General features: G+C 55.9%; 22 protein-coding genes. 14 read left to right on the top strand and 8 right to left on the bottom strand.

The window, feature by feature from the left end; all coding sequences use genetic code 11:
- Positions 1-18 precede the first annotated feature (18 nt).
- Genes fhuA through fhuB form a run of 4 tightly spaced genes read left to right on the top strand, consistent with a single transcriptional unit; the run spans position 19 to position 5,928 of the window.
- A complete protein-coding gene (fhuA, locus tag AC0T7J_RS18035; RefSeq protein WP_473795648.1) occupies positions 19-2,226 on the top strand; it encodes a ferrichrome porin FhuA in 2,208 nt (735 codons plus the stop codon).
- A 39-nt stretch (positions 2,227-2,265) separates the two neighbouring features.
- Positions 2,266-3,060, top strand: a complete 795-nt coding sequence (fhuC, locus tag AC0T7J_RS18030; RefSeq protein WP_473795647.1) for a Fe3+-hydroxamate ABC transporter ATP-binding protein FhuC — start codon at positions 2,266-2,268, stop codon at positions 3,058-3,060.
- A 10-nt stretch (positions 3,061-3,070) separates the two neighbouring features.
- Positions 3,071-3,949: a Fe(3+)-hydroxamate ABC transporter substrate-binding protein FhuD gene (gene fhuD, locus AC0T7J_RS18025; protein WP_473795646.1), complete on the top strand. Its 879-nt coding sequence runs from the start codon at positions 3,071-3,073 to the stop codon at positions 3,947-3,949.
- A complete protein-coding gene (gene fhuB / locus AC0T7J_RS18020) occupies positions 3,949-5,928 on the top strand; it encodes a Fe(3+)-hydroxamate ABC transporter permease FhuB (protein ID WP_473795645.1) in 1,980 nt (659 codons plus the stop codon). Before fhuD ends, fhuB begins: the two co-directional genes overlap by 1 nt.
- A gap of 255 nt (positions 5,929-6,183) precedes the next feature.
- Here the strand turns inward: fhuB and hemL are convergent, their stop codons facing one another.
- Positions 6,184-7,464, bottom strand: a complete 1,281-nt coding sequence (hemL, locus tag AC0T7J_RS18015; protein WP_473795644.1) for a glutamate-1-semialdehyde 2,1-aminomutase — start codon at positions 7,462-7,464, stop codon at positions 6,184-6,186.
- Positions 7,465-7,667: 203 nt separating this feature from the next.
- Here hemL and erpA point away from each other — a divergent pair, with 203 nt between their 5' ends.
- Positions 7,668-8,015 (top strand): iron-sulfur cluster insertion protein ErpA, encoded by a 348-nt coding sequence (gene erpA / locus AC0T7J_RS18010; protein WP_010254064.1) that lies wholly within the window; start codon positions 7,668-7,670, stop codon positions 8,013-8,015.
- A gap of 30 nt (positions 8,016-8,045) precedes the next feature.
- Here erpA and AC0T7J_RS18005 read toward each other — a convergent pair whose 3' ends face one another.
- The 3 genes from AC0T7J_RS18005 to mtnN all read right to left on the bottom strand — a co-directional run bounded on the left by AC0T7J_RS18005 (position 8,046) and on the right by mtnN (position 9,906).
- A complete protein-coding gene (locus AC0T7J_RS18005) occupies positions 8,046-8,297 on the bottom strand; it encodes a hypothetical protein (protein WP_010254068.1) in 252 nt (83 codons plus the stop codon).
- Positions 8,298-8,420: 123 nt separating this feature from the next.
- The gene (gene btuF, locus AC0T7J_RS18000; RefSeq protein WP_473795643.1) at positions 8,421-9,215 is read right to left on the bottom strand and encodes a vitamin B12 ABC transporter substrate-binding protein BtuF; all 795 of its coding nucleotides are present in this window, start codon (positions 9,213-9,215) and stop codon (positions 8,421-8,423) included.
- On the bottom strand, positions 9,208-9,906 hold the full coding sequence (gene mtnN / locus AC0T7J_RS17995; RefSeq protein ID WP_473795642.1) for a 5'-methylthioadenosine/S-adenosylhomocysteine nucleosidase: 699 nt from the start codon (positions 9,904-9,906) through the stop codon (positions 9,208-9,210). The genes btuF and mtnN overlap by 8 nt, the downstream gene beginning before the upstream one ends.
- A 92-nt stretch (positions 9,907-9,998) precedes the next feature.
- On the opposite strand from mtnN, the gene dgt reads away from it, so the two are divergent.
- The 3 genes from dgt (at position 9,999) to AC0T7J_RS17980 (ending at position 14,411) form a co-directional block, all read left to right on the top strand.
- A complete protein-coding gene (gene dgt, locus AC0T7J_RS17990) occupies positions 9,999-11,489 on the top strand; it encodes a dGTPase (RefSeq protein ID WP_473795641.1) in 1,491 nt (496 codons plus the stop codon).
- A 134-nt stretch (positions 11,490-11,623) separates the two neighbouring features.
- Entirely contained in the window at positions 11,624-13,069 is a 1,446-nt protein-coding gene (gene degP / locus AC0T7J_RS17985; protein ID WP_473795640.1) for a serine endoprotease DegP, read from the top strand.
- Positions 13,070-13,253: 184 nt separating this feature from the next.
- Positions 13,254-14,411: a CdaR family transcriptional regulator gene (locus tag AC0T7J_RS17980; protein WP_031591218.1), complete on the top strand. Its 1,158-nt coding sequence runs from the start codon at positions 13,254-13,256 to the stop codon at positions 14,409-14,411.
- 60 nt (positions 14,412-14,471) lie between these two features.
- On the opposite strand, the gene AC0T7J_RS17975 is transcribed toward AC0T7J_RS17980, so the two are convergent.
- From AC0T7J_RS17975 to map, 4 genes are all read right to left on the bottom strand, one after another.
- Positions 14,472-14,864, bottom strand: a complete 393-nt coding sequence (locus tag AC0T7J_RS17975) for a DUF3461 family protein (RefSeq protein WP_010254085.1) — start codon at positions 14,862-14,864, stop codon at positions 14,472-14,474.
- A 224-nt stretch (positions 14,865-15,088) separates the two neighbouring features.
- A complete protein-coding gene (dapD, locus tag AC0T7J_RS17970; protein WP_473795639.1) occupies positions 15,089-15,913 on the bottom strand; it encodes a 2,3,4,5-tetrahydropyridine-2,6-dicarboxylate N-succinyltransferase in 825 nt (274 codons plus the stop codon).
- Between the two features lie 83 nt (positions 15,914-15,996).
- Positions 15,997-18,651 (bottom strand): bifunctional uridylyltransferase/uridylyl-removing protein GlnD, encoded by a 2,655-nt coding sequence (gene glnD / locus AC0T7J_RS17965; protein WP_473795638.1) that lies wholly within the window; start codon positions 18,649-18,651, stop codon positions 15,997-15,999.
- Between the two features lie 66 nt (positions 18,652-18,717).
- Entirely contained in the window at positions 18,718-19,512 is a 795-nt protein-coding gene (gene map, locus AC0T7J_RS17960) for a type I methionyl aminopeptidase (RefSeq protein ID WP_473795637.1), read from the bottom strand.
- A gap of 318 nt (positions 19,513-19,830) precedes the next feature.
- On the opposite strand from map, the gene rpsB reads away from it, so the two are divergent.
- The 6 genes from rpsB to ispU all read left to right on the top strand — a co-directional run bounded on the left by rpsB (position 19,831) and on the right by ispU (position 25,414).
- A complete protein-coding gene (gene rpsB, locus AC0T7J_RS17955; RefSeq protein WP_008925636.1) occupies positions 19,831-20,556 on the top strand; it encodes a 30S ribosomal protein S2 in 726 nt (241 codons plus the stop codon).
- 181 nt (positions 20,557-20,737) lie between these two features.
- Positions 20,738-21,589, top strand: a complete 852-nt coding sequence (gene tsf / locus AC0T7J_RS17950) for a translation elongation factor Ts (protein ID WP_031591214.1) — start codon at positions 20,738-20,740, stop codon at positions 21,587-21,589.
- A gap of 157 nt (positions 21,590-21,746) precedes the next feature.
- The gene (gene pyrH, locus AC0T7J_RS17945; protein ID WP_010254099.1) at positions 21,747-22,472 is read left to right on the top strand and encodes a UMP kinase; all 726 of its coding nucleotides are present in this window, start codon (positions 21,747-21,749) and stop codon (positions 22,470-22,472) included.
- 143 nt (positions 22,473-22,615) lie between these two features.
- Positions 22,616-23,173, top strand: coding sequence for a ribosome recycling factor (frr, locus tag AC0T7J_RS17940; RefSeq protein WP_010254103.1), 558 nt, complete (start codon positions 22,616-22,618; stop codon positions 23,171-23,173).
- Between the two features lie 110 nt (positions 23,174-23,283).
- Complete coding sequence (gene ispC, locus AC0T7J_RS17935; RefSeq protein WP_473795636.1) at positions 23,284-24,480, top strand: 1-deoxy-D-xylulose-5-phosphate reductoisomerase; 1,197 nt, start codon at positions 23,284-23,286, stop codon at positions 24,478-24,480.
- A gap of 181 nt (positions 24,481-24,661) precedes the next feature.
- Positions 24,662-25,414, top strand: coding sequence for a (2E,6E)-farnesyl-diphosphate-specific ditrans,polycis-undecaprenyl-diphosphate synthase (gene ispU, locus AC0T7J_RS17930; protein ID WP_010254107.1), 753 nt, complete (start codon positions 24,662-24,664; stop codon positions 25,412-25,414).
- The last annotated feature ends 18 nt before the right edge of the window (positions 25,415-25,432 follow it).

Below are 25,432 nucleotides of genomic sequence, written 5' to 3'. Positions count from 1 at the left end.
TTGTTAAGAGACACTTTTATGAATGCGCGAACGACTTTTTCTGACAACACCAAAAAAACATTTTCCCGACCGCTTCTGGGCATCATGATCTCACTGAGCCTGAGCTCCTCTCTTTACGCGGCGCAGGCGGAGACGATGGTCGTCTCGGCTGATGGCGGTAGCGGCGTCGAGGCGGAAAGCGCCTGGGGGCCGGCACCCACTGTGGCAGCGAAACGCAGCGCCACCGGGACCAAAACCGATACCCCCATTGAAAAAAATCCGCAGTCCATCTCCGTGGTCACCCGTGAAGAGATGGAGATGCGTAACGTGACCAGCGTGAAAGGGGCGTTTAACTACACGCCTGGCGTGCTGACCGGTAACCGGGGCAGCTCAGACGTGATTGATGCGTTGTCGATTCGCGGTTTCAGCGAAACCAACACCAATCAGTATCTGGATGGTCTGAAACTGCAGGGTGATAACTACTCTGAGTTTGCCATCGATCCTTACTTCCTGGAACGCGCCGAACTGCTGCGCGGCCCGGTTTCGGTGCTCTATGGTAAGAGCAATCCCGGGGGCGTGGTTTCGCTGGTGAGTAAGCGTCCGACCCAGGAAACCCTGCGTGAAGTGCAGTTCCAGATGGGCAACGACAACCTCTTCTCGACCGGCTTTGACTTTGGCGGCGCGCTGGACGACGACGGCGTCTACAGTTATCGCCTGACCGGCCAGGCGCGCAGTCAGGATGCGCAGCAGGCGATGAACAAAGAGAAGCGCTACACCATCGCACCGGCTTTCAGCTGGCGTCCCGACGATCGCACCCGCATTGACCTGCTGACCTATTTCCAGAACGAGCCTGAAACCGGTTATTACGGCTGGCTGCCGCGTCAGGGCACGGTAGTACCGATCACCCGCGCTGATGGCAGCCAGTACAAACTGCCGACCAACTTCGATGAAGGCGAGCAGAGCAACAAGATTTCACGCAACACCAAAATGGTCGGTTATAACGCCGAGCACAGCTTTAACGACACCTGGACGCTGCGCCAGAACCTGCGTTATGCCGACCTGCGCACCGATTATCGCAGCATTTACGGCAATGGTTTCCTGCCAGCGACTCAGCAAATCACGCGCGGTTCGGCGGTTTCAGAAGAGAAGCTCAACCAGTTGGCGGTCGATACCCAGGCGCAGGCGAAATTCGCCACCGGCCAGGTTGATCATACGCTGCTGCTGGGCGTGGACTTCCAGCGTACCCGCAATGATATCGACGCACAGTTTGGTTCGGCCTCCAGCCTGAATGCGGTTAATCCGCAATATGGTGATAACAGCGTAACGCCATTTGCCGATCCCTATCAGCACCTCAACAAGCAGCGTCAGACCGGCCTCTATGCTCAGGACCAGATGGAATGGAACCGCTGGGTGCTGACGCTGGGTGGCCGCTACGACTATGCCATGAACTCGGTTTACGATCGGGTGGCAGATAGCGTTGATCGCCAGAACGATCAGGCCTTTACCTGGCGCGGCGGCCTGAACTATGTGTTTGATAACGGCATCGCGCCTTACTTCAGCTACAGCGAAGCCTTTATTCCGAATGCGGGTTCGACCTATGAGGGTCAGGCATTTGATCCGTCACGCGCTAAGCAGTATGAAGCGGGCGTGAAGTATGTGCCGAAAGATCGTCCGGTGGTGCTCACCGCAGCGCTTTATCAGCTGACCAAAACCAAAAACCTGACTGCCGATCCCGATACGAAGAATCACCCAAACTCCAGTGTGCAGAGCGGTGAAATCCGCTCGCGCGGCGTAGAGCTGGAAGCTAAAACGGCGCTGAATGCCAACGTTAACCTGACGGCGTCCTACACCTACACCGATGCGGAATATACCGAAGACACCCAACTCAAAGGCAAAACGCCGGTGCAGGTGCCGAAGCATATGGCCTCACTGTGGAGCGACTACACCTTCCACGAGACAGCCCTTTCGGGCGTAACGCTGGGCGCGGGTGTGCGTTATGTCGGTGAGAGCCAGGGCCTTTACAGCACTGGCACTGAGCAGAACCAGAACTTTAAAGTTGCCGGTTACACCACGGTGGATGCGGCGCTGAAATATGATCTGGGTCGTTTCGGTTTGCCGGGTTCGACCGTGGGCGTCAACGTCAACAATCTGTTTGACCGCGACTACGTCGCCAGCTGCTACCGTGAATACGCCTGCTACTGGGGGGCGGAACGCCAGATTGTCGGCACCGCGACCTTCAGATTCTGATTTAACCGGGCGCTTCGGCGCCCATTCACAGGGATAACCATGCCGCATCCGCACGCAGAAGAGGCGACCTTTACGCTGAAAAACGCCCGTTTTGACGTGCCGGGCCGGACTCTCCTTCAGCCACTGTCGTTGACCTTTCCGCCGGGGAAAGTGACCGGGCTAATCGGTCACAACGGCTCGGGTAAATCAACACTGTTAAAAATGCTGGGTCGTCACCACGCGGCCAGCAGCGGAGAGGTGCTGTTGAATCAGCAGCCCGTCGGGCGCTGGAACAGCAAAGCCTTTGCCCGTCAGGTGGCCTATCTGCCGCAGCAGTTACCGGCAGCCGAAGGGATGACGGTGCGTGAACTGGTGGCGATTGGCCGCTATCCCTGGCACGGCGCGCTGGGGCGCTTTGGTCAGGAAGATCGCGACCGGGTAGAGGATGCGATTGCCCAGGTCGGGCTTAACGCCTTTGCCGGACGGCTGGTAGATAGCCTGTCGGGCGGCGAGCGTCAGCGCGCCTGGCTGGCGATGATGGTGGCGCAGAACAGCCGCTGTCTGCTGCTGGATGAACCGACGTCGGCGCTGGATATTGCCCATCAGGTTGAGGTGCTGGCGCTGATAAAAGCGCTGAGCCAGCAGCGCGGCTTAACCGTGATTGCGGTGCTGCACGATATTAATATGGCAGCACGCTACTGCGATCATCTGGTGGCGCTGCGTCAGGGCGCGATGATTGCCGAAGGTGACGCAGAGGCGATTATGCAGGCTGAGGTGCTCGGTGCGATTTATGGCATTCCGATGGGCATTTTACCGCACCCGCAGGGCGGCGCGCCGGTCAGTTTTGTCTGTTAAGGAGAGGATGATGCCCGATCTTAATCGCCGCCGACTGATGCTGGCGCTGGCGGTCTCTCCGCTGTTTTGTGCGCTTCCCCTGCGTGCCGCCACGCCAAATCCGGGTCGGATTATTGCACTGGAGTGGTTACCCACCGAACTGCTGATAGCACTAGGCGTCACGCCCTGGGGCGTGGCCGATCTGCACAACTACAACATCTGGGTAGGGGAGCCGCCGCTTCCTCAGGGTGTGATCGATGTAGGTCTGCGCACCGAACCCAATCTTGAGCTGATGGCGCAAATGCAGCCGTCACTGATCCTCTGCTCCAACGGCTACGGCCCGCCTAAAGAGAAACTGACGCGCATTGCGCCCATTATGGGCTTCGACCTCCACAGCGGCGACGGGAAACCCCTCACTGCCGCGCGTGCATCGCTGCGTATGCTGGCGGCGCGCCTTGGGTTCAGCGAGCGAGCGGAACAGCATCTGCGCGAAGTTGATGATCAGCTGGCGGCGGCGCGCCAGCGGCTGGCGCCCTATGCCGGACGCATTATCCTGCTGATGTCGCTGCTCGACAGTCGTCACGCCATTACTTTCGGCAAAAACAGTCTGTTTCTGGAAGTGATGACTCTGCTGGGCCTGAAAAATGGCTGGCAGGGCGAAACGAATTTCTGGGGCAGCGCGGTGATCGGCATTGAAAAGCTGGCGCAGGTCGGGGATGTGGATGTCATCTGCTTTGATCATGACAACGAGGCGGAGATGCAGCAACTGATGCGCAGCCCGCTGTGGCAGTCGCTGCCGTTTGTTCGCACCGGACGCTTTCAGCGCGTCCCGGCCGTCTGGTATTACGGTGCGACGCTCTCGGCGCTGCACTTTGTTCGCGTGCTGGAACGCGCGCTGGAGACGCACTGATGCGCCATGCTCTGTTTCCCGCCGGCCTCCTCAGCCTGCTGTTTCTGCTGGCGCTCAGCCTGACGCTGGTCAATCTGCATCAGGCGTTGCCACAGGCTGAATGGTGGCAGGCACTCTGGTCACCGGTAGTCGATAGCCTGCCGCAGATGGTGTTTCACTACAGCCTGCTGCCGCGCACGGTACTGGCGCTGCTGGTGGGTGCCGGGCTGGGCTTAGCCGGTCTGCTGTTTCAGCAGATATTGCGGAATCCGCTGGCGGAGCCAACCACGCTGGGCGTCTCTTCCGGCGCACAGCTGGGCATTACCGTGGCAACGCTGTGGCATCTGCCGGGCGGGGCGCTGACACAGCAGTTTGCCGCGCTTAGCGGTGCGCTGCTGGTGGGGGCGCTGGTGTTTGGTGTAGCCTGGGGCAAACGTCTGTCGCCGGTAACGCTGATTCTGGCCGGGCTGGTGCTGAGCCTTTACAGCGGCGCGGTGAATCAAATCTTCGCGATCTTCAATCACGATCAGCTGCAGAACATGTTTTTGTGGAGCACCGGCGCGCTGAATCAGATGAGCTGGGAAAATGTGCAGCAGCTCTGGCCGCGCCTGCTGCTGGCGTTTGTGCTGGCGCTGGCGCTGCTGCGTCCGCTGACGCTGATGGGGCTGGATGATGGCGTAGCGAAAAACCTTGGTCTGGCGCTCTCCGTGGCGCGGATTGGTGGTCTGGGGCTGGCGATCCTGCTCAGCGCACAGCTGGTCAACGTCGCCGGTATCATCGGCTTTATCGGGCTGTTTGCGCCGCTGCTGGCGAAGCTGCTGGGTGGACGACGGCTCATCACCCGGATGCTGTTGGCTCCACTGACTGGTGCGCTGCTGCTGTGGCTGGCGGACAGTTGCGTGTTGTGGCTCAGCACCCACTGGCGCGATATTCCGACCGGCACCGCCACGGCGCTGCTCGGCGTCCCGATTCTGCTGTGGCTGCTGCCGCGACTGCGCACCGGTTCGGTGCCGCCCGCGCTGAATCAGGGTGATAAGGTGCCCGCCGAGCGACAGAACCTGCTGCGCTGGGTACTGACGGGGCTTGCCATCCTGGCGCTGCTGGGGTGGGGTGGTCTGGCGTTTGGGCGAGATGCGCAGGGCTGGGTCTGGTCAGCGGGTGAGATGCTGCAATCGCTGCTGCCGTGGCGCGCACCGCGCGTGCTGGCCGCGCTGGTGACCGGCCTGATGCTGGGCGTGGCGGGGAGTCTGATTCAGCGACTGACCGGCAACCCCATGGCCAGCCCGGAAGTGCTGGGCATCAGTTCGGGTGCCGCTTTTGGCGTGGTGATGATGATGTTCTTTGTGCCGGGCGATGCGCTGGCCTGGCTGCTGCCCGCCGGTGCGCTGGGCGCGGCGCTGACGCTGCTGGTGATCATGGCGGTAGCCAGTCGGGGCGGCTTCTCGCCGGAACGAATGCTGCTGGCGGGCATGGCGCTGAACAGCGCCTTCGTCACCCTGTTGATGCTACTGCTGGCGAGTGGCGATCCGCGTATGGGCGGGCTGCTAAGCTGGATCTCCGGCTCGACTTATAACATCAGCGGCACTCAGGCGATTCAGAGTGCAGTCTGTGCGCTGGTGCTGGTGTCGCTGGCACCGCTGGCCAGTCGCTGGCTGACGCTGCTGCCGCTGGGAAGCGCGACCGCACGCTCGGCCGGTATGGCGTTGACGCCTGCGCGGCTGAGTCTGCTGCTGCTGGCGGCCGCGCTGACCGCCAGTGCGACACTGACTATTGGTCCGCTGAGTTTTGTCGGATTAATGGCGCCCCATATGGCGCGCATGCTGGGATTCCGGCGGGCGTTGCCGCAACTGCTGCTGTCAGGATTACTGGGGGCGGGATTGATGGTGCTGGCTGACTGGTGCGGACGGATGCTGGCATTCCCGGATCAGATCCCAGCCGGGCTGATGGCGACCTTTTTAGGCGCGCCTTACTTTATCTGGCTGCTGCGGCGTTCAGGTTAAAAAAAGACCGGCGCAAACCGGTCTGAGATTATTAACAAAGTCTGGCCCGATTGGCTGTGAGACTGAGCCTGCGAAGGGAACACGGTCAGATCGGAAAGACGCAAAAGCCGTCATCCCTGACACGCTCGGCCCGCGCCGTCCCTGGCGCGGGACGCTTTCCTCCTCTGCCCGTGTTCCCTGCGCGTTGAGTTATATGTTGCTGTGAGATCCCGGACCGGTTGCTGCTGCCGGTCTTCATCTTTAACGCTGCCGAAATTACAGCTTCGCGAAACAACGACGCGCGGCGTCCACAGTGCGCTGAATATCCTCTTCGCTGTGCGCCAGCGACATAAAGCCCGCTTCATAGGCTGAAGGCGCAAAGTAAACGCCCTCCTCAAGCATCAGGTGGAAGAAGGTTTTAAAGCGTTCCACATCGCAGCGGGTCACATCGGCGTAACAGGTCACACTGTCAGCATCGGTGAAGAAGAGGCCGAACATCCCGCCAACATGGTTAATCACCAGCGGGATATTTTGCTGTTGTGCTGCTTCGCGCAGACCCTCTGCCAGCTTGCGGGTCAGGGCATCCAGCTTCTCATGGGTGCCCGGCTGTGCGATCTGCGTCAGGCAGGCGAAACCCGCCGCCATGGCGATTGGGTTGCCGGAGAGTGTACCTGCCTGATAAACCGGACCGGTCGGAGCCAGCGCCGCCATCACTTCGCGACGGCCACCGAACGCACCGACCGGCATCCCGCCACCAATAATTTTCCCAAGACAGGTCAAATCAGGGCGCACATTGTAATGAGCCTGCGCGCCACCCAGCGCGACACGGAAACCGGTCATCACTTCATCGATAATCAGCAGTGCGCCGAACTCGTCACACAGTGAACGCAGGCCCGGCAGGAACTCCGGCTGCGGTGGGATGCAGTTCATGTTGCCAGCGACCGGCTCAACAATGATGGCAGCAATCGACTCAGGATATTGCTCAAAAGCGCTGCGCACTGAATCGAGATCGTTAAAGGTGCAGGTCAGGGTATGTTTAGCAAAATCGGCCGGTACGCCCGGTGAGTTTGGCTGACCCAGTGTTAACGCACCTGAGCCGGCTTTAACCAGCAGATGGTCGGCGTGGCCGTGGTAGCAGCCTTCAAATTTGATGATTTTATCGCGGCCGGTAAAGCCACGCGCCAGACGGATAGCGCTCATGGTCGCTTCGGTGCCGGAGTTGACCATCCGCACCATCTCCATGCTCGGCACCAGCTCACACACCAGCTGCGCCATGGTCACTTCCATTTCGGTCGGGGCACCAAAACTTAAGCCGCGCTGTGCCGCTTCAATCACGGCATTACGGATCCCCGCGTTGTTATGACCCAGCACCATCGGACCCCATGAGCCGACATAGTCGATATAGGCTTTGCCGTCAGCGTCATAGAGATAAGCGCCATCAGCATGTTCAATAAACAGCGGAACGCCGCCCACACCGGTAAATGCGCGTACTGGCGAGTTTACCCCACCCGGGATCAGGCGTTGTGCCTCGGCAAACAGTTGTTCGGACTTACTCATTTTCGGCTCCAGCGGTTCAGAAAAATATTGCGCCATTCTACGGAAGAGGGGCAGCAGACGAAAGGTGGATTCGCCCACTGTGCCCTTAACAGGCGTGAAAGCGGCACAGAGTGCGAAGGGCAGAGCTTGATTGCGCTGAGGTGCTGGCTGATAATAGCGTAATTAAGGTCGTTTTCTGACCTGGGCGTTAACCGGAGTAAAACATGAGTGATGAAGTAGTAGCACTGCCGTTGCAGTTTACCGACGCCGCAGCCACCAAGGTGAAGAACCTGATTGCCGACGAAGAAAACCCGGCGCTGAAACTTCGCGTCTATATCACCGGTGGCGGTTGCAGTGGTTTCCAGTACGGCTTCACCTTTGACGATCAGATGAATGATGGCGACATGACGATTGAAAAGCAGGGCGTCTCACTGGTGGTTGATCCGATGAGCCTGCAATATCTGGTGGGCGGTTCAGTGGATTACACGGAAGGTCTGGAAGGCTCACGCTTTATCGTGACCAACCCGAATGCCAAAACCACCTGTGGCTGTGGCTCTTCCTTCAGTATCTGATGATGCAGGCCGTCATACAGACGGCCTCGTTTACCATTCTATTGTGACCAGCCGGTTACTTTGCTTCACACTTCCCTGCGATTGAATCTGGCCGTTTGTTACGCGCGGCTGCGCGCTTGCCTGTCTGCCGCAGTTGATCTGCGGTGCGGGCTGACCGTTAGCCGTGTTGATTTCACAGCGTGAATAGATGACAAGCCTGGCGCCAATAGAGCCATTTATCGATCCTGCAAAAGCAGAACCGGCGATCGACAGCCCTATGGCCAGCAGCAGTGCTCTGGTCATATAAGGTTCCTGGTGTTTTAAAAAAGCGCCGGGGCGCTAAAAGGACGGCGAGCATACGTGGCGCGTTCGTCTCTGGTATTGATCAACGGCAAAAATCGCAGCGACTTTAATCAATTCGCCGATTTATTCATCGGGATGCAGGGCCGCACAGAGTTGCTGCGCGGCTAGCAGCAGTCGCGGGCCTGGCCGGCTAAGCCAGTCCTCGTTGATGGCGATCACCGGTACATCCAGCTGCGGTCGCCAGAACACCCGGATGTTTTCCGCCTGCTGCGCACTGCCACCCGTCACAACGGCCTGAGGATGGCGCATCAGCACCTGCTCACGGCTGACCTGCGGCCAGCTGACGCGGCTGTCAGCAAAGATATTCCTGCCACCACATAACGTAATAATGTCATTCTGCAGCGTGGCTCTGGCGGCGGTAAACAGGGGCTGCTGACCAAACTGCAAAAAAAGCGGAACCGCAGTCAGATGAGCATAGCGCTGACGCAGCGCGGCTTCCTGCTGACGTAACTGGTGGGCAGCGCGAGTTGCCTGCTCCGGTCTGGGGCTCCAGTGGCCCAGATCGGCCAGCGCCGTGAACATCTCATCCAGCGTCAGCGGATCAATCCATTTCACCGGCACGCCGAACTGCTGTAGCTGGTCAATCTGCCGCTGCGGATTACCGCCTCGCCAGGCTAATACCAGATCCGGCTTGAGCTGCAGAATACGTTCAGCCTTGATGCCCTGCCAGTTTGCGACCTGCTCAATCTGTTTCGCCTGCGGCGGATAGTCGGACCAGGCGCTGACCGCAATCGGGGTAATCCCGGCAGCAAAGGCGAGTTCGGTAAGGTGAGGGGAGAGGGTAATTACGCGTGGCGGGGAAGCCAGCAGGCTGCCGCTCAACAGCAGCAGCCAGCAGAGGAGTCGCGTTTTAGCCACGCGCCAGATGCGCCAGCAGGTTCTCCACCATCAGCGATGATTGCTTCGCCGCCACGCTTAAGAACTCATCAAAGCTGAGGTGAGATTGCTTATCGGCCACGTCGGAGATGGCGCGGACCACCACAAAAGGCACCTGGAACTGATGACAGACATGGCCGATAGCGGTGGCTTCCATCTCAACGGCAATCGCCTGCGGGAACAGATTACGAATGCGCGCCAGCGGTTCGGCACCATTGATAAAGGCATCACCGCTGACCACCAGACCGCGTACGGCATTCAGATCCAGCTGCTTAATGCAGGCTTCTGCAGCGGCAATAAGTTTGCTGTCTGCCACAAATGCGGCCGGACAACCCGCCATCTGACCCGGCTCATAACCAAAAGCGGTGACGTCAGCATCGTGATAGCGCACTTCATCTGACACCACGATATCGCCGACGCTGAGCGACGGCGCTAAACCGCCAGCCGAACCGGTGTTGATCACCACATCCGGCTTGCAGAGTTGCAGCAGCAGCGTGGTACCCAGCGCGGCAGAAGTTTTACCAATGCCCGATTTCAGCAGAGCCACTTCAACGCCCTGCAGGGTGCCGGTATAAATTTCACAACCCGCCAGTGTCAGCGTTTGACGGTTTTCAATTTTGTCGCGCAGCAGTGTGACTTCCTGCTCCATGGCGCCAATAATGCCTGCTTTCATAGTGAGTTCCGCTAATGTAAAGAATCAAAATTTAGGGCATAGTCTACCATGGCATTCAGGGGATTAATTCACGAAAAAATAAGGGGTAATCCATGTCAGCGATCAATTTCAGGAAGAAGATCAGCTTCTCGCGCCCTTATAACAGCCGCAAGGATCCGGAAGGCGAATATTACATTACGCGCCATTTTGAGAGCGATCGTGGTCGGATTATAAACTCCGCCGCCATCCGGCGTTTGCAGCAAAAAACACAGGTGTTTCCGCTGGAGCGCAACGCTGCTGTTCGTTCCCGCCTGACGCATTCGCTGGAGGTGCAGCAGACCGGGCGTTACATTACCAAAGAGATCCTGCAAACCCTGAAGATGCAGGGCGGGCTGGCGCAGTATGGTCTTGATGAACTGGAAGGCGCGTTTGAAAGTCTGATTGAGATGGCCTGCCTGATGCATGACGTCGGCAATCCACCCTTTGGCCATTTTGGCGAGGCGGCGATTAATGACTGGTTTGAAGAGAACCTCTCAGCCGAGCTGGTAGATCCGCTGGTGGCCGGCGTGGAAGGAGAAGCACAGCGTAAAGCCTTTGATCAACTCAACGCCATGATCCGTCAGGATCTCTGTCACTTTGAGGGCAACGCGCAGGCAATCCGGATGGTGCATACGCTGCTGCAACTGAATCTCAGTTATTCTCAGGTCGCCTGCATCCTGAAATATACCGCGCCTGCCTGGTGGCAGGGGGAAAAGCCCGCCGAATTTAGCGTACTCATGAAGAAGCCTGGGTTTTATCTCTCTGAGCAGGATTATATTGCCGACCTGCGTGCTGCCACCAATATGGAAGAACATCACCGCTTTCCGCTGACTTATATAATGGAAGCTGCGGATGATATCTCCTATTGTATTGCCGATTTGGACGACGCTGTAGAAAAAGATATCTTTAATGTTGAAAGCTTGTATGAGTTCCTGAATAAAGCCTGGGGGCCGGTTAAAAATAATGACGCTTTCAGCCGGACTATTGGCGAAGCCTGGCGTGAAGCCTGCAGTAAAAAACGCCGAAGCCGCAGCGATCAATTTTTTATGTCATTGCGCGTAAATGTTCAGAGCGTACTGGTAAGCTATGCGGTGAAACGTTTTGTTGATAATCTGCCTGCTATATTCGATGGAAGTTTTAACCATGCGCTACTGGAAGATGAGGGTGAAGAGGGGCGCTTACTGCTATTGTTTAAAACCGTTGCGCGCCAGCAGGTCTTTAATCATTCTGAAGTCGAGCAGCTGGAGTTACAGGGTTATCGGGTCATTAAAGGGCTGCTGGAGATCTATCAGCCGCTGATGCGACTTAATTACGAAGCCTTTACCACGCTCATAAATGAAGATTTCCTGCGTCAGCATCCGATTGAAACCCGGCTTTTTCATAAGCTCTCCGGTAAACACCGTAAAGCCTATTTGCATAAGATGCGTAATCTGGTTGTCGAACATAAATATCAGCGTCTGTTGTGGGAGCGTTATTATCGCTGCCGGCTTATTCAGGACTATATCAGTGGCATGACCGATCTCTATGCCTGGGATGAGTACCGGCGACTGATGGCGGTAGAATAAGCCGCCAATTGTAAAGGGCGCGAATAAATTTTTACCTTTGCCTTAAACTTTTAAAGGAACTTCGCGCTAAAACATTTATCTCACCTTTCGACCACAGCAATGGTCTGAACAGTAATCTTATAGAGAAACGAAAAATGAAAAAAAAGACCTTAATGTTAAGTGCGCTGGCGTTGAGCCTGAGCATGGCGCTCGCCCCTGTTACTGTTTCTGCTGCGCAAACGGCCTCTTCCGATAGCCAGCAACAGCCAAGTCTGGCCCCCATGCTGGAGAAGGTGATGCCGTCTGTGGTCAGTATCAGCGTTGAGGGAACCACCACGGTGAAAACCCCGCGTATGCCACAGCAGTTTCAGCAGTTCTTTGGCAACAATTCACCATTCTGCCAGGACGGTTCCCCCTTCCAGGGTTCACCAATGTGCCAGAGCGGCGACGGTTCAGGTGGTAACGGCGGCGCGCCAGCCCCTGATACCCAGCAGGAAAAATTCCGTGCTCTGGGATCGGGCGTTATCATTAACGCTGAAAAAGGCTACGTGGTGACCAATAACCACGTTGTGAATAATGCGACCAAAATTCAGGTACAGCTCAGCGACGGTCGGCGCTATGACGCAAAAGTGATCGGTAAAGATCCCAGCTCTGACATTGCATTGATTCAGCTGCAGGAAGCCAAAAATCTGACCGCAGTGAAAATTGCTGACTCTGACAACCTGCGCGTCGGCGATTATACCGTGGCGATCGGCAACCCTTATGGCCTGGGTGAAACGGTGACCTCAGGTATCGTCTCGGCGCTGGGACGCAGTGGTCTGAACGTGGAAAACTACGAAAACTTTATCCAGACGGATGCGGCGATTAACCGGGGCAACTCCGGTGGTGCGCTGGTTAACCTCAACGGTGAACTCATCGGGATTAACACCGCCATTCTGGCGCCGGACGGCGGCAATATTGGTATCGGCTTTGCTATCCCCAGCAACATGGTGAAAAATCTGACGGCTCAGATGGTCGAGTTTGGTCAGGTAAAACGCGGCGAGCTGGGCGTGCAGGGGACGGAGCTGAACTCAGAACTGGCTAAAGCGATGAAAGTCGACGCACAGCGTGGTGCCTTTGTGAGCCAGGTGTTGCCAGACTCGGCTGCCGCAAAAGCGGGTATTAAAGCGGGTGACGTGATTGTCTCGATGAATGGCAAACCGCTGAGCAGCTTTGCTTCGCTGCGTGCGGAAGTGGGCTCACTGCCGGTTGGCACCACCCTGAAACTGGGACTGCTGCGTGACGGCAAACCGGTCGATGTCTCTGTTCAGTTGCAGCAGAGCAGCCAGTCAAAAGTGCAGTCCGCGACCATCTACACCGGCATCGAAGGCGCCGATCTCAGTAATATCGAAGCAGGTGCTAAAGGTGTTCGGGTTGATAACGTGAAACCGGGCAGTGCCGCGGCGCGTATCGGTCTGAAAAAGGGCGATGTTATCCAGGGCGTTAATCAGCAGGTAGTCACCAACCTGGGTGAACTGCGCAAAGTTCTCGACAGCAAGCCGTCCGTTCTGGCGCTTAATGTGAAACGCGGCGACAGCAACATCTATCTGCTGATGCAGTAAGCGAACAACAATGGATTAAAAGGCGGACTGTGGTCCGCCTTTTTTATGTCCGCTCTGTGCCTCGTCAGAGTGTGATGCTCACCGCAAATTCGGCAAATGACAGCCTGGCTCTGTGCAATTGCACAATGTTCTGCATGCTGTGCATGCGTATTCTGTTTCTCCCCCTCTTTTTCAGGAGTAATGGATGGCTACCTATCACCTTGATGCCCGGCTGGCACAGGATATCGTGGCGCGCACCATGAAAATTATTGACAGCAATGTCAACGTGATGGATGCGCGGGGCCGGATTATCGGCAGCGGTGACCGGGAACGTATTGGGGAGTTGCACGAAGGTGCACTGCTGGTGCTCTCTCAGGGACGCGTTGTCGACATCGATGAAGCCGTGGCTAAACATCTCCATGGCGTGCGGCCTGGCATTAACCTGCCGCTGCGCATTGATGGTGACATCGTCGGGGTGATCGGCCTGACCGGTGAGCCGCTGGCGCTACGGCATTATGGCGAGCTGGTCTGCATGACCGCGGAAATGATGCTGGAGCAGGCCCGGCTGCTGCATATGCTGGCGCAGGACAGCCGTCTGCGTGAAGAGCTGGTGCTGAACCTGATCCGCAGCGATACTCTCTCGCCACAGCTGACCGAATGGGCGCAGCGGCTCGGCATCGATCTCAATCAGCCGCGTGTGGTCGCCGTGGTGGAAGTGGACAGTGGTCAGCTCGGGGTCGACAGCGCGATGTCAGAGTTACAGCAGCTGCAAACGCTGCTGACCACGCCGGAGCGGGACAATCTGATCGCGATTGTGTCACTGACCGAAATGGTGGTGCTGAAACCGGCCCTGAATGGGCATGGGCGTTACGATCAGGAAGATCATCGCCGCCGCGTAGAGCAGTTACTACAGCGGATGAAAGAGAGCGGTCATCTTCGGATGCGTATCGCGCTGGGCAACTTCTTTACCGGACCCGGCAGCATCGCACGCTCCTACCGGACGGCGCGTACCACCATGATGGTGGGTAAACAACGTATGCCTGAGGTGCGCAGCTATTTTTATCAGGATCTGGTGCTCCCGGTGCTGCTCGACAGCCTGCGGGGTGGCTGGCAGGCCAATGAGCTCGCCCGGCCACTGGCGAAGCTTAAGAGCATGGATAACAACGGCTTACTGCGCCGTACGCTGATCGCCTGGTTCACCCACAATGTCCAGCCGAGCGCCACCGCGCGTGCGCTGTTCATTCATCGTAATACGCTGGAATACCGGCTGAACCGGATTTCTGAACTGACCGGGCTGAATCTTGGCCATTTTGATGACAGGCTGTTGCTCTATGTGGCTTTGCAACTGGATGAGCAGGGCTGATGTGCAGATTTGCGGCATAAAAAAGGCCAGCAATGCTGGCCTCTCTCGGCGGGCAGGAAATTAACGACCGTTACGGGTTAATTTTTCCAGATCCGATTCAATTTCAGTAATCTTGTGGGAAACCACGCTTTCCAGGTGACGCAGGTCATCCAGAATTTTGCGTTTAAGATCCACTTCAACCTGATCGCGCTGGCAAATCTGGTCCAGCTCATCGATGACATAACGCAGATTCGGGCTGATTTCCTGAACTTCTTTGTAGCCCTGAGTTGCGTGATCGGCAACAACCGTTTTGCGCTGGCGCGGATATTTGAATTTGACGCTCTTCGCGAAAAACTCACCTTTATCTTTGCGGAAGTAGATTTTCAGAATGTCGTTATTGGCTTCCTGACGCAGGCTGTAGCGGTCAATGTCGTCCGGGTTACTGATACCTAAGCTTTTCAGATTGTCATACATAGCGTTGTTTCCATCAAAAGTGAGAAGCGCGCAGACTTGTTCATGACGTCCGTCAACTGTAGACATAAATAAGCGGGATGAACATTGCGCGACAGGATTTAACTGGCGCGGATTATGACCTGGATAAAAACTAAACGCACCAGTTAATTCGCGACGCGAAGCATGTTATTTGGGAATCACTGTAAAGAAAAGATGACGGGCTGGAAACCAGCCCGTCACTTAAATCAGTCGATGGTGCGCAGCAGTTCGTTGATACCTGTTTTACCCAGCGTTTTCGCATCCACTTTCTTCACGATCACGGCGCAGTAGAGGCTGTAGCTGCCATCTTTAGAGGGCAGGTTACCTGAGACCACCACGGAACCCGCAGGAACACGGCCGTAATGCACTTCGCCAGTCTCACGGTCATAGATTTTGGTGCTCTGACCAATATAAACGCCCATTGAGATCACTGAACCTTCTTCAACAATTACGCCTTCGACGATTTCAGAGCGCGCGCCAATGAAGCAGTTATCCTCGATGATGGTCGGGTTCGCCTGCAGCGGCTCCAGCACGCCACCGATACCCACGCCGCCAGAAAGGTGTACGTTTTTACCAATTTGCGCACAGGAGCCAACGGTTGCCCAGGTGTCCACCATGGTGCCTTCATCCACAAAAGCACCAATGTTGACGTAAGAAGGCATCAGCACTGTGTTGCGGGCGATATAGGCACCCTGACGCACAGCCGCAGGCGGCACGACGCGGAAACCGGCTTCTTTGAAACGCGCGTCATCCCAGCCTGCAAACTTCATCGGCACTTTGTCGTAAAAGCGGGTTTCTGCACCTTCCATCACCTGATTGTCATTGATGCGGAAAGAGAGCAGTACGGCTTTCTTCAGCCACTGATGCGTTACCCACTCGCCGTCGATCTTTTCAGAAACGCGCAGTGCACCGCTATCCAGCTGGGCGATCACCTGGTTGATAGCATCACGGGTTTCATTGTCGACGCTGGCGGGGGTGATGTCAGCGCGACGTTCAAAGGCGGATTCAATAACGCTCTGTAACTGTTGCATATTTTTTTCCTGATCTGTCATGTGCGATGCCGGGCAATACCCCGACACAAGTAAAGAGATGAATGTTTACAAATCGAGTCTGGTCACACTTTATCGTTTGGATTAAGGGCCTCTGTCAACCGTTGTCGCAACGCTTTTCGCATTTCTTCGTCCAGTGCCTGACGTTCACTGTTGGCCAGAATAAACAAATCTTCGACCCGCTCGCCGATGGTGCTGATGCGTGCGCCATGCAGTGAGACACCAAGATCCGCAAAGACTTCACCGACCCGCGCCAGCAGGCCTGGCTGATCCAGCGCCACCAGTTCCAGATAGCTGCGACGATCGGTATGCGTCGGCAGGAAATTGACCTCGGTATCGACGCTGAAATGCCTGAGTTTGGCCGACGGACGGCGGGTACGCGGCGGCGCCCATTCTGACTGGGTTATCGCCTGATCCAGTGCCTGAATGATCATCGGATGACGATCCGGAGAGAGCGGGCTGCCATCCGGCTCCAGCACAATAAAGGTATCCATCGCCATACCATCGCGGCTGGTAAAGATTTGCGCATCGTGCACGCTGAGATTACGGCGATCGAGTTCACCCGCTACGGCGGCAAACAGGTGCGGGCGATCCGGACTCCAGATGAAAATTTCGGTGCCGCCGCGCGTGGCCTGCGGGCTGACCAGCACCAGCGGTTTTTTCAGGTCGTGAACCAGTAAGTGGCGGGCATGCCAGGCGATCTGATTCGGCGTATGGCGCAGGAAGTAGTCAGCGCGGCAGCGATTCCAGATCTGGTGCAGACGCTCTTCATTGATGTTGTCCATCCGCAGCAGCGCCAGCGCCTGCAGACGATGATGACGCACCCGCTCACGCAGATCCGGACTGTTTTCCATGCCGCGTCGCAACTGCTTCTCGGTGGCGAAAAAGAGCTCACGTAACAGGCTCTGCTTCCAGCTGTTCCACAGACTTTCATTGGTGGCGCAGATATCGGCTACGGTCAGGCAAACCAGATAGCGCAGACGGTTCTCATTCTGCATCACTTCGGCGAACTGCTGTATCACCGTCGGATCCTGAATATCGCGCCGCTGGGCTGTCACCGACATCAGCAGATGATGACGCACCAGCCAGGCCACCAGTTGGGTTTCACGCGAGTTAAGGCCATGCATTTCAGCGAAATCGAGCGCATCCTGCGCGCCGAGAATAGAGTGATCGCCGCCGCGCCCTTTGGCAATGTCATGCAGCAGCGCGGCCATCAATAACAGCTCCTGCTGCGGCAGACGCGGCCATAACTCGACGCACAGCGGATGCTGCGGACGGGTGTTTTCATTGGCAAAGCTTTCCAGCTTCTGCAACACCCGAATGGTGTGCTCATCCACGGTGTAGGCGTGAAACAGATCGAACTGCATCTGTCCGACGATATGGCCCCACAGCGGCGTATAAGCCCACAACACGCTGTAGCGATGCATAGGCACCAGCGCCCGGCTGACCGCGCCGGGATGGCGCAGAATCGACATAAAGGTGCGGCGCGCTTCCGGGATCTGACACAGCGGCTGTTTAAGATGACGACGCGCATGGCGCAGGTGACGCAGGGTGGTGGAGTAGATCCCTTTGATGCTGTCGTTACGCACCATGACGTAGAACATGCGCAGAATCGCCTGCGGCTCTCGTCGGAACAGCGTTTCGTCGCGCAGGTCGATCAAATCGCCACGCAGCTGGAAATCGTCATCAATAGGCCTGGGCTTTTCGCTGGTGGAGAGCGCCAGAATCGCCTCATCAAACAGCTGCAGCAGCATCTGATTCAGTTCGCCGATACGCCGCGTGACCCGATAGAAATCTTTCATCATCCGCTCGACCGGCTCATTGCCCTCGCCCTGGTAATTCAGGCGTTGTGCCACGCTGAGCTGGCGATCAAACAGCAGGCGATTATCGTAGCGGGGCAGGGAAAGGTGCAGGGCAAAGCGGATGCGCCAGAGAAACGCCTGACATTCGTTGAGTTCGCTGCGCTCGGCGTCGGTGAGGAAACCAAAGCCGACCATCTCATCCAGCGTGGTGGCGCCAAAATGGCGTCGGGCGACCCACTGCAGCGTATGAATGTCCCGCAGGCCACCGGGGCTGCTTTTAATGTCCGGTTCGAGGTTATAGCTGGTGCCGTGGTAACGCTTGTGGCGCTCCTGCTGCTCTTCAATTTTGGCGGCGAAAAAGCAGGATGAGGGCCAGAAACCGTCGCTGAAGATGTTTTTCTGTAATTCCAGAAACAGCGCCACATCGCCGGTCAGCATCCGTGACTCAATCAGATTGGTGGCAACGGTCAGGTCAGACAACCCTTCCAGCAGGCACTCTTCCAGCGTGCGCACGCTGTGGCCCACTTCCAGCTTAAGATCCCACATCAGCGTCAACAGGTCGCTGGTGCGCTGCGCAGCCTGTTCATCCAGCGGCTGGCGGCTCAGGATCAGGACATCAATATCAGAGAGCGGATGCAGTTCGGCACGGCCATAGCCACCAACGGCGACCAGGGCGATAGCCGGCATCTCATCAAAGCCAAAGAAGCGCCACAGGCGACGCAGCAGCCGATCGATAAACAGCGTGCGGGCATCAATCAGCGGCTCAACGGGTTCACCGGCATCAAACGCGGCGGCCAGATGTTGCTGAAACAGTTCCAGCCGCGGCTTCAGAATGTCACGCGTCAGCTGGTCGTCACCCCATTCGGCTGGCGAATCGACCAGACCGTTTTTCACCTCTTCTGACAGACTCACGCTCATGCAGCTTTTCTCTTTTTTAGCCAAAAAAAAGCCGGCTCAGCGCCGGCTTGATCTGTAATGGGGGAATTACCCTTCGGCGACAAGCACAGCGGGCAGCGTGTCGTCTTTGCGCAGGGTTAAAATCTCACAGCCGTTCTCCGTCACCACAATAGTATGCTCATACTGCGCGGACAAGCTGCGATCTTTGGTTTTTACCGTCCAGCCATCTTTCATAGTGCGGATGCGGTAATCCCCGGCATTGACCATCGGTTCTACCGTAAAGGTCATGCCTGCCTGGAGTACCACGCCGCCATCATCGGCATCGTAATGCAGCACCTGAGGCTCTTCATGGAAACCCTTGCCGATACCGTGGCCACAATATTCGCGCACCACAGAGAAGTCGTTGGCTTCGACATATTTCTGGATGGCGCGGCCCAGTTCGCGCAGGCGGATGCCGGGCTTGATCAGACGCAGTGAGAGGTAGAGGCTCTCCTGCGTGACACGGCACAGGCGTTCGCCCTGAATAGTCTGCTTACCCACGATAAACATCTTTGAGGTATCGCCGTGGTATTCATCTTTAATCACGGTGACATCGATATTCACCACATCGCCATCTTTTAACGGACGATCATCGCTGGGGATCCCGTGGCACACCACTTCATTCACCGAGATGCAGACCGACTTCGGAAAGCCGTGATAGCCGAGGCAGGCGGAAACAGCCTGCTGCTTTTGAGTAATGTGATCGTGGCAGATGCGGTCCAGTTCACCGGTGGTCACACCCGGTTTTACGTAAGGCTCGATCATCTCCAGCACTTCGGCGGCCAGTCGGCCCGCGACGCGCATTTTTTCGATTTCTTCAGGGGTTTTAATTGAAATTGCCATTAAATTAATCCGCAGTTGTCGAAATTTTCGACAATAATAAGTTCTGTGCTGTCATGTTAGCAGCCAGCAAATGGGCTGCCAAATAGAGAACGCGCTGAGCTCCGTCAGCGATCATTTATTGGCGTCCCTGGGCTGGTTGTGGTATAAAGCGCGCCGACGATTCTCTGTATGGCCGTTTCGGTCAGCAGGAAACGCATAACTCTCATTATGTGTAATAAAACACACATGTATCGACACATACGCCGGGGTGCCTTGAAAGAGGTCGGTCGTATGGGATACATGGAGGCCCAACCCCAATCAAACTTTAGAGGTTTTATCATGGCAACTGTTTCCATGCGCGACATGCTCCAGGCTGGTGTTCACTTTGGTCACCAGACCCGTTACTGGAACCCAAAAATGAAGCCATTCATCTTTGGTGCTCGTAACAAGGTTCACATCATCAACCTGGAAAAAACTGTACCTATGTTCAACGAAGCTCTGGCTGAACTGAACAAGATCTCTTCCCGTAAAGGTAAGATCCTGATCGTAGGTACTAAGCGTGCTGCTGCTCAGGCGGTAAAAGAGTCTGCACTGAGCTGCGACCAGTTCTTCGTAAACCACCGCTGGTTGGGTGGCATGCTGACTAACTGGAAAACCGTGCGTCAGTCAATCAAGCGTCTGAAAGATCTGGAGATTCAGTCTCAGGATGGTACTTTCGACAAACTGACCAAAAAAGAAGCGCTGATGCGTGCGCGTGAGCTGGCCAAGCTGGAAAACAGCCTGGGCGGTATCAAAGATATGGGCGGTCTGCCAGACGCGCTGTTTGTTGTCGATGCTGACCACGAACACATCGCAATCAAAGAAGCAAACAACCTGGGTATCCCGGTATTTGCTATCGTTGATACCAACTCAGATCCAGATGGCGTTGATTTCGTTATCCCAGGTAACGACGATGCGATCCGTGCTGTAAACCTGTACCTGACTGCCGTTGCGACCACCGTTCGCGAAGGCCGCTCTCAGGACCTGGCTGAGCAAGCTGAAGAAGCGTCTTTAGAAAACGCTTAATAAGGTTTGCTCTGCATAAGAGCCCTTAGCATTCAGATGTGATCTGTAAGGGGCCTATACTGGCCCCTTTATTTTATCTAAGTCTGTCACGCCCCCAACCGGACGGCGGGACAGAGTAAATTTTCCGCAAATAAGTGTCTGCTGGTGCAAACGTACACAGGCACGAACCGAGGATTCTGGAATGGCTGACATTACCGCTGCATTGGTAAAAGAACTGCGTGAGCGTACTGGCGCTGGCATGATGGATTGCAAAAAAGCGCTGACTGAAGCGAACGGCGACATTGAGCTGGCGATTGAGAACATGCGTAAGTCTGGCGCAATCAAAGCAGCGAAAAAAGCAGGCAACGTTGCTGCTGATGGCGTAATCAAAACCAAGATCGTTGGCGACTACGGCGTGATTCTGGAAGTAAACTGCCAGACTGACTTCGTTGCAAAAGATGGCGGTTTCCAGGCGTTCGCAGACAAAGTTCTGGATGCGGCTGCAGCTGATCGCGTTACCGACGTTGAAGTTCTGAAAGCGCAGTTCGAAGAAGAGCGCGTTGCACTGGTTGCTAAAATCGGTGAGAACATCAACATCCGTCGCGTTGCTATCCTGGAAGGCGCAGAGCTGGGCAGCTACCTGCACGGCGCACGTATCGGCGTTCTGGTTTCAACCAAAGGCGCTAACGAAGATCTGATCAAACAGGTCGCGATGCACGTTGCGGCAAGCAAGCCTGAATTCGTTAAGCCAGAAGACGTTTCTGCTGACGTGGTTGATAAAGAGTACCAGGTTCAGCTGGACATCGCGATGCAGTCTGGCAAGCCAAAAGAGATCGCAGAGAAGATGGTTGAAGGCCGTATGAAGAAATTCACCGGCGAAGTCTCTCTGACGGGGCAGGCTTTCGTTATCGACCCAAGCAAAACTGTTGGCCAGGCTCTGAAAGAGCAGGGCGCTGACGTTATCAACTTCATCCGCTTCGAAGTAGGTGAAGGCATCGAGAAAGTTGAGTCTGACTTCGCTGCAGAAGTTGCAGCAATGTCCAAACAGTCTTAATGCTCTGAAAGAACCGCCAGATGGCGGTTCTTTTTTGTCTGTGAATCGCAACAGATACGTTTTCAGTTTCATCCCAATAGCAATTTCATTGCGGTAAGCGGATGATCGATCAGAATTTACTTCTCCTTTACACCCAATCTTCCAGGAAGAACTGACCATGGCGACCAACGCAAAACCTGTTTATCAACGTATCCTGCTTAAACTCAGCGGCGAAGCCCTGCAAGGCGCTGAAGGTTTTGGTATCGACGCGAGTGTGCTTGACCGTATGGCACAAGAGGTAAAAGAGCTGGTTGAACTGGGCATTCAGGTTGGCGTGGTGATTGGCGGAGGGAACCTGTTCCGTGGAGCGAGCCTGCAGCAGGCCGGCATGAACCGCGTTGTGGGTGACCACATGGGTATGCTGGCAACCGTGATGAACGGCCTGGCGATGCGTGATGCACTGCACCGCGCCTATGTGAATGCACGCCTGATGTCCGCGATTCCACTGAATGGCGTCTGTGACAACTACAGCTGGGCAGAAGCGATCAGCCTGCTGCGTAACAACCGCGTGGTGATCTTCTCCGCCGGTACCGGTAACCCGTTCTTCACCACCGACTCTGCAGCGTGCCTGCGCGGCATTGAGATTGAAGCGGACGTGGTGCTGAAAGCGACCAAAGTTGACGGCGTCTACTCTGCCGATCCGGTGAAAAGCCCGGACGCGACGCTGTATGAGCAACTGACCTATGCTGAAGTGCTGGATCAGGAGCTGAAAGTGATGGATCTGGCGGCCTTTACTCTGGCGCGTGACCACAAATTACCTATCCGTGTTTTCAACATGAATAAGCCTGGCGCACTGCGTCGCGTAGTGATGGGTGAAAAAGAAGGCACCCTGATTACGCATTAATACCCGAGGCGAGATAAAATAAGGTATATTCTGTCAGCGCGATGATAATGCATCGCGCACCAGTCAGGATTATCGATGATTATCGATCCCGCTTCCGGTTACGCCGGAACTGGCCAGGTCAAACCGAATCCAAGGGTTTCAACGTGATTAACGACATCAAAAAAGATGCTGACACGCGCATGGAAAAATGCGTTGAAGCATTTAAAACTACCATCAGCAAAGTGCGCACCGGTCGTGCTTCACCTTCGCTGCTCGACGGCATCGTCGTCGAATATTACGGCACGCCGACGCCACTGCGTCAGCTGGCTTCTGTCACTGTGGAAGATTCACGCACGCTGAAAATTAACGTGTTTGATCGTTCACTGAGTCCGGCAGTCGAAAAGGCGATCATGAAGTCCGATCTCGGTCTGAACCCAAGTTCAGCCGGTACCGACATCCGTGTTCCGCTGCCTGCGCTGACAGAAGAGCGTCGTAAAGATCTGATTAAAATCGTGCGCGGCGAAGCCGAGCAGGGCCGTGTGTCGGTACGTAACGTCCGTCGCGATGCCAACGATAAAATCAAAGCGCTGCTGAAAGATAAAGAGATCAGCGAAGACGATGAACGTCGTGCGCAGGATGAAGTGCAAAAAATGACCGATGCGTACATCAAGAAAGTTGATGCTGCACTGTCAGAAAAAGAGACGGAGCTGATGGATTTCTAATCCCATCACTGCCGGACAAAACGCCGTACAGAGAGGTATTCGTATGAATGCGACATCTGGCGGCGTTTTACATTGTGCCTGTGGGCACGCTGACTTCACACGGATAGCTCATGAAGCGATTAACTCTGCTGGGATCCACCGGCTCGATCGGCACCAGTACGCTGGCGGTAGTGCGCGCCAATCCGGCGCTTTATCAGATTACGGCGCTGGTTGCCGGCTATAACGTGGCGCTGATGGCCGAGCAGTGTGCGGCCTTTACACCGCGCTACGCCTGCATGGCAGACGAGGCATCCGCCGCTGCGTTGCGTGAGCGACTGAGAGCAATCAGGGTCAATACTGAAGTGCTCTCCGGCGTTCAGGCTGCGTGCGAGCTGGCCGCGCTGGATGAAGTGGATCAGGTGATGGCGGCGATCGTTGGCGCATCGGGTTTGCTGCCGACGCTGGCGGCCATTCGCGCCGGAAAAACGGTGCTGCTGGCCAACAAAGAATCGCTTGTCACCTGCGGCCGTTTGTTTATGGAGGCCGTGCGTCATCATAACGCACAGTTACTACCGGTCGACAGCGAGCATAACGCCATTTTTCAGAGTTTACCGGCTACCATCCAGCATCAGTTAGGTTACGCTGACCTGCGGGATAATGGCATTGAGTCGATTATCCTTACGGGATCGGGTGGTCCTTTTCGTGACACAGATTTAGCGGATCTGAGCGCCATGTCGCCAGATCAGGCCTGTGCACATCCGAACTGGTCGATGGGGAGAAAAATCTCTGTCGATTCGGCCACCATGATGAATAAAGGTCTTGAGTACATTGAAGCCCGTTGGTTGTTTAATGCCAGCGCAGCGCAGATGGAAGTGATACTCCACCCACAGTCGGTGATTCACTCCATGGTGCGATACTGCGATGGCAGCGTGCTGGCTCAATTAGGTTCTCCTGATATGCGTACGCCGATTGCCCACAGCATGGCCTGGCCTTCGCGCATTAATGCAGGCGTGACGCCGCTGGATTTTACCCGCATGTCGGCGCTGACCTTTGCAGAACCTGATTTTAGCCGCTACCCCTGTCTGAAACTGGCCATTGATGCCTGTGATGCAGGGCAGGCGGCGACCACCACGCTGAATGCAGCCAACGAGGTTGCCGTCGCGGCTTTCCTGAATAACCAGATCCGCTTCACCGACATTGCCGCGCTTAATAGTGAGGTGATGGCGGCACAAGTGTGTCCGGAGCCGGATTCGGTGGACGCTGTCCTTGAAATCGATCGCACTGCGCGCGCGCTGGTGACAGAAATGTTGCCGCGTTTCACGTCGTGATGCCGATCGTTATGAGGCCATTTGTTCGCTTCAGGTGAAAATGATATAGTCGCTGGCTCGCGTTTCACGGTCTGTCACCGAATTCGGTGTGGCCCGGCACTGAGAGTGTGTCGGGATTTGAATCGGGCGCAATGTATTCAGAAACCACAGCATTTCTGATGAAAGGAATTGGTTAAGCGTTATGTCGTCTAACAATCACAACAACACTGATGACCAGCAGGGAAACGGTCCGCGTCACGTCGCTATCATCATGGATGGCAATGGTCGCTGGGCCAAAAATCAGGGAAAATTGCGTATTTCAGGCCATAAAGCTGGCGTTAAATCGGTACGCCGTGCCGTCAGCTTTGCGGTCAGTAACAATCTTGAAGCCCTGACGCTTTACGCCTTCAGCAGTGAAAACTGGAGTCGTCCGCCGCAGGAAGTCACCGCGTTAATGGAACTCTTTGTCTGGGCGCTTGATAGTGAAGTGAAGAGCCTGCACAAACACAATGTTCGCTTACGCGTCATTGGCGATACCAGCCGTTTCAGCCCGCGTATTCAGGAACGTATTCGCCGTTCTGAGACGCTGACCGCAAATAATAGTGGCCTGACGCTCAACATTGCTGCCAACTATGGCGGCCGTTGGGATATTATCGAAGGCGTGAAAAAACTGGCTGAACAGGTTCAGGAAGGATTACTGCGACCTGACCAGATTACCGAAGAGAGCCTGACGTCGCAGCTTTGTATGCAGGAGCTGGCGCCAGTGGATTTAGTGATAAGGACCGGGGGAGAGCATCGGATTAGCAACTTCCTGCTGTGGCAGATTGCCTATGCTGAATTCTATTTTACCGATGTGCTCTGGCCGGATTTCGATGAACACGTTTTTGAAGGTGCACTGAATGCATTCTCTCTGCGGGAGCGTCGTTTTGGCGGCGCTGCACCAGGCGGCGCCTGAGCAATCTGGGGGTAACCT

The sequence above is a fragment of the Pantoea sp. E956-1 genome, assembly GCF_982223955.1.
The sequence above is the reverse complement of the archived record's forward strand: the minus strand, read 5'-3'. Positions and strand labels throughout refer to the sequence as shown.

Excerpts from the sequence above, each read along its gene's own strand:
- fhuB (WP_473795645.1), top strand. The coding sequence starts at position 3,949 with ATGCGCCATGCTCTGTTTCCCGCCGGCCTCCTCAGCCTGCTGTTTCTG.
- map (WP_473795637.1), bottom strand. The coding sequence starts at position 19,512 with ATGGCAATTTCAATTAAAACCCCTGAAGAAATCGAAAAAATGCGCGTC.
- fhuA (WP_473795648.1), top strand. The coding sequence starts at position 19 with ATGAATGCGCGAACGACTTTTTCTGACAACACCAAAAAAACATTTTCC.
- erpA (WP_010254064.1), top strand. The coding sequence starts at position 7,668 with ATGAGTGATGAAGTAGTAGCACTGCCGTTGCAGTTTACCGACGCCGCA.
- pyrH (WP_010254099.1), top strand. The coding sequence starts at position 21,747 with ATGGCGACCAACGCAAAACCTGTTTATCAACGTATCCTGCTTAAACTC.
- dapD (WP_473795639.1), bottom strand. The coding sequence starts at position 15,913 with ATGCAACAGTTACAGAGCGTTATTGAATCCGCCTTTGAACGTCGCGCT.
- ispU (WP_010254107.1), top strand. The coding sequence starts at position 24,662 with ATGTCGTCTAACAATCACAACAACACTGATGACCAGCAGGGAAACGGT.
- AC0T7J_RS17975 (WP_010254085.1), bottom strand. The coding sequence starts at position 14,864 with ATGTATGACAATCTGAAAAGCTTAGGTATCAGTAACCCGGACGACATT.
- degP (WP_473795640.1), top strand. The coding sequence starts at position 11,624 with ATGAAAAAAAAGACCTTAATGTTAAGTGCGCTGGCGTTGAGCCTGAGC.
- mtnN (WP_473795642.1), bottom strand. The coding sequence starts at position 9,906 with ATGAAAGCAGGCATTATTGGCGCCATGGAGCAGGAAGTCACACTGCTG.
- rpsB (WP_008925636.1), top strand. The coding sequence starts at position 19,831 with ATGGCAACTGTTTCCATGCGCGACATGCTCCAGGCTGGTGTTCACTTT.
- tsf (WP_031591214.1), top strand. The coding sequence starts at position 20,738 with ATGGCTGACATTACCGCTGCATTGGTAAAAGAACTGCGTGAGCGTACT.
- fhuC (WP_473795647.1), top strand. The coding sequence starts at position 2,266 with ATGCCGCATCCGCACGCAGAAGAGGCGACCTTTACGCTGAAAAACGCC.
- AC0T7J_RS18005 (WP_010254068.1), bottom strand. The coding sequence starts at position 8,297 with ATGACCAGAGCACTGCTGCTGGCCATAGGGCTGTCGATCGCCGGTTCT.
- dgt (WP_473795641.1), top strand. The coding sequence starts at position 9,999 with ATGTCAGCGATCAATTTCAGGAAGAAGATCAGCTTCTCGCGCCCTTAT.
- fhuD (WP_473795646.1), top strand. The coding sequence starts at position 3,071 with ATGCCCGATCTTAATCGCCGCCGACTGATGCTGGCGCTGGCGGTCTCT.
- glnD (WP_473795638.1), bottom strand. The coding sequence starts at position 18,651 with ATGAGCGTGAGTCTGTCAGAAGAGGTGAAAAACGGTCTGGTCGATTCG.
- hemL (WP_473795644.1), bottom strand. The coding sequence starts at position 7,464 with ATGAGTAAGTCCGAACAACTGTTTGCCGAGGCACAACGCCTGATCCCG.
- AC0T7J_RS17980 (WP_031591218.1), top strand. The coding sequence starts at position 13,254 with ATGGCTACCTATCACCTTGATGCCCGGCTGGCACAGGATATCGTGGCG.
- ispC (WP_473795636.1), top strand. The coding sequence starts at position 23,284 with ATGAAGCGATTAACTCTGCTGGGATCCACCGGCTCGATCGGCACCAGT.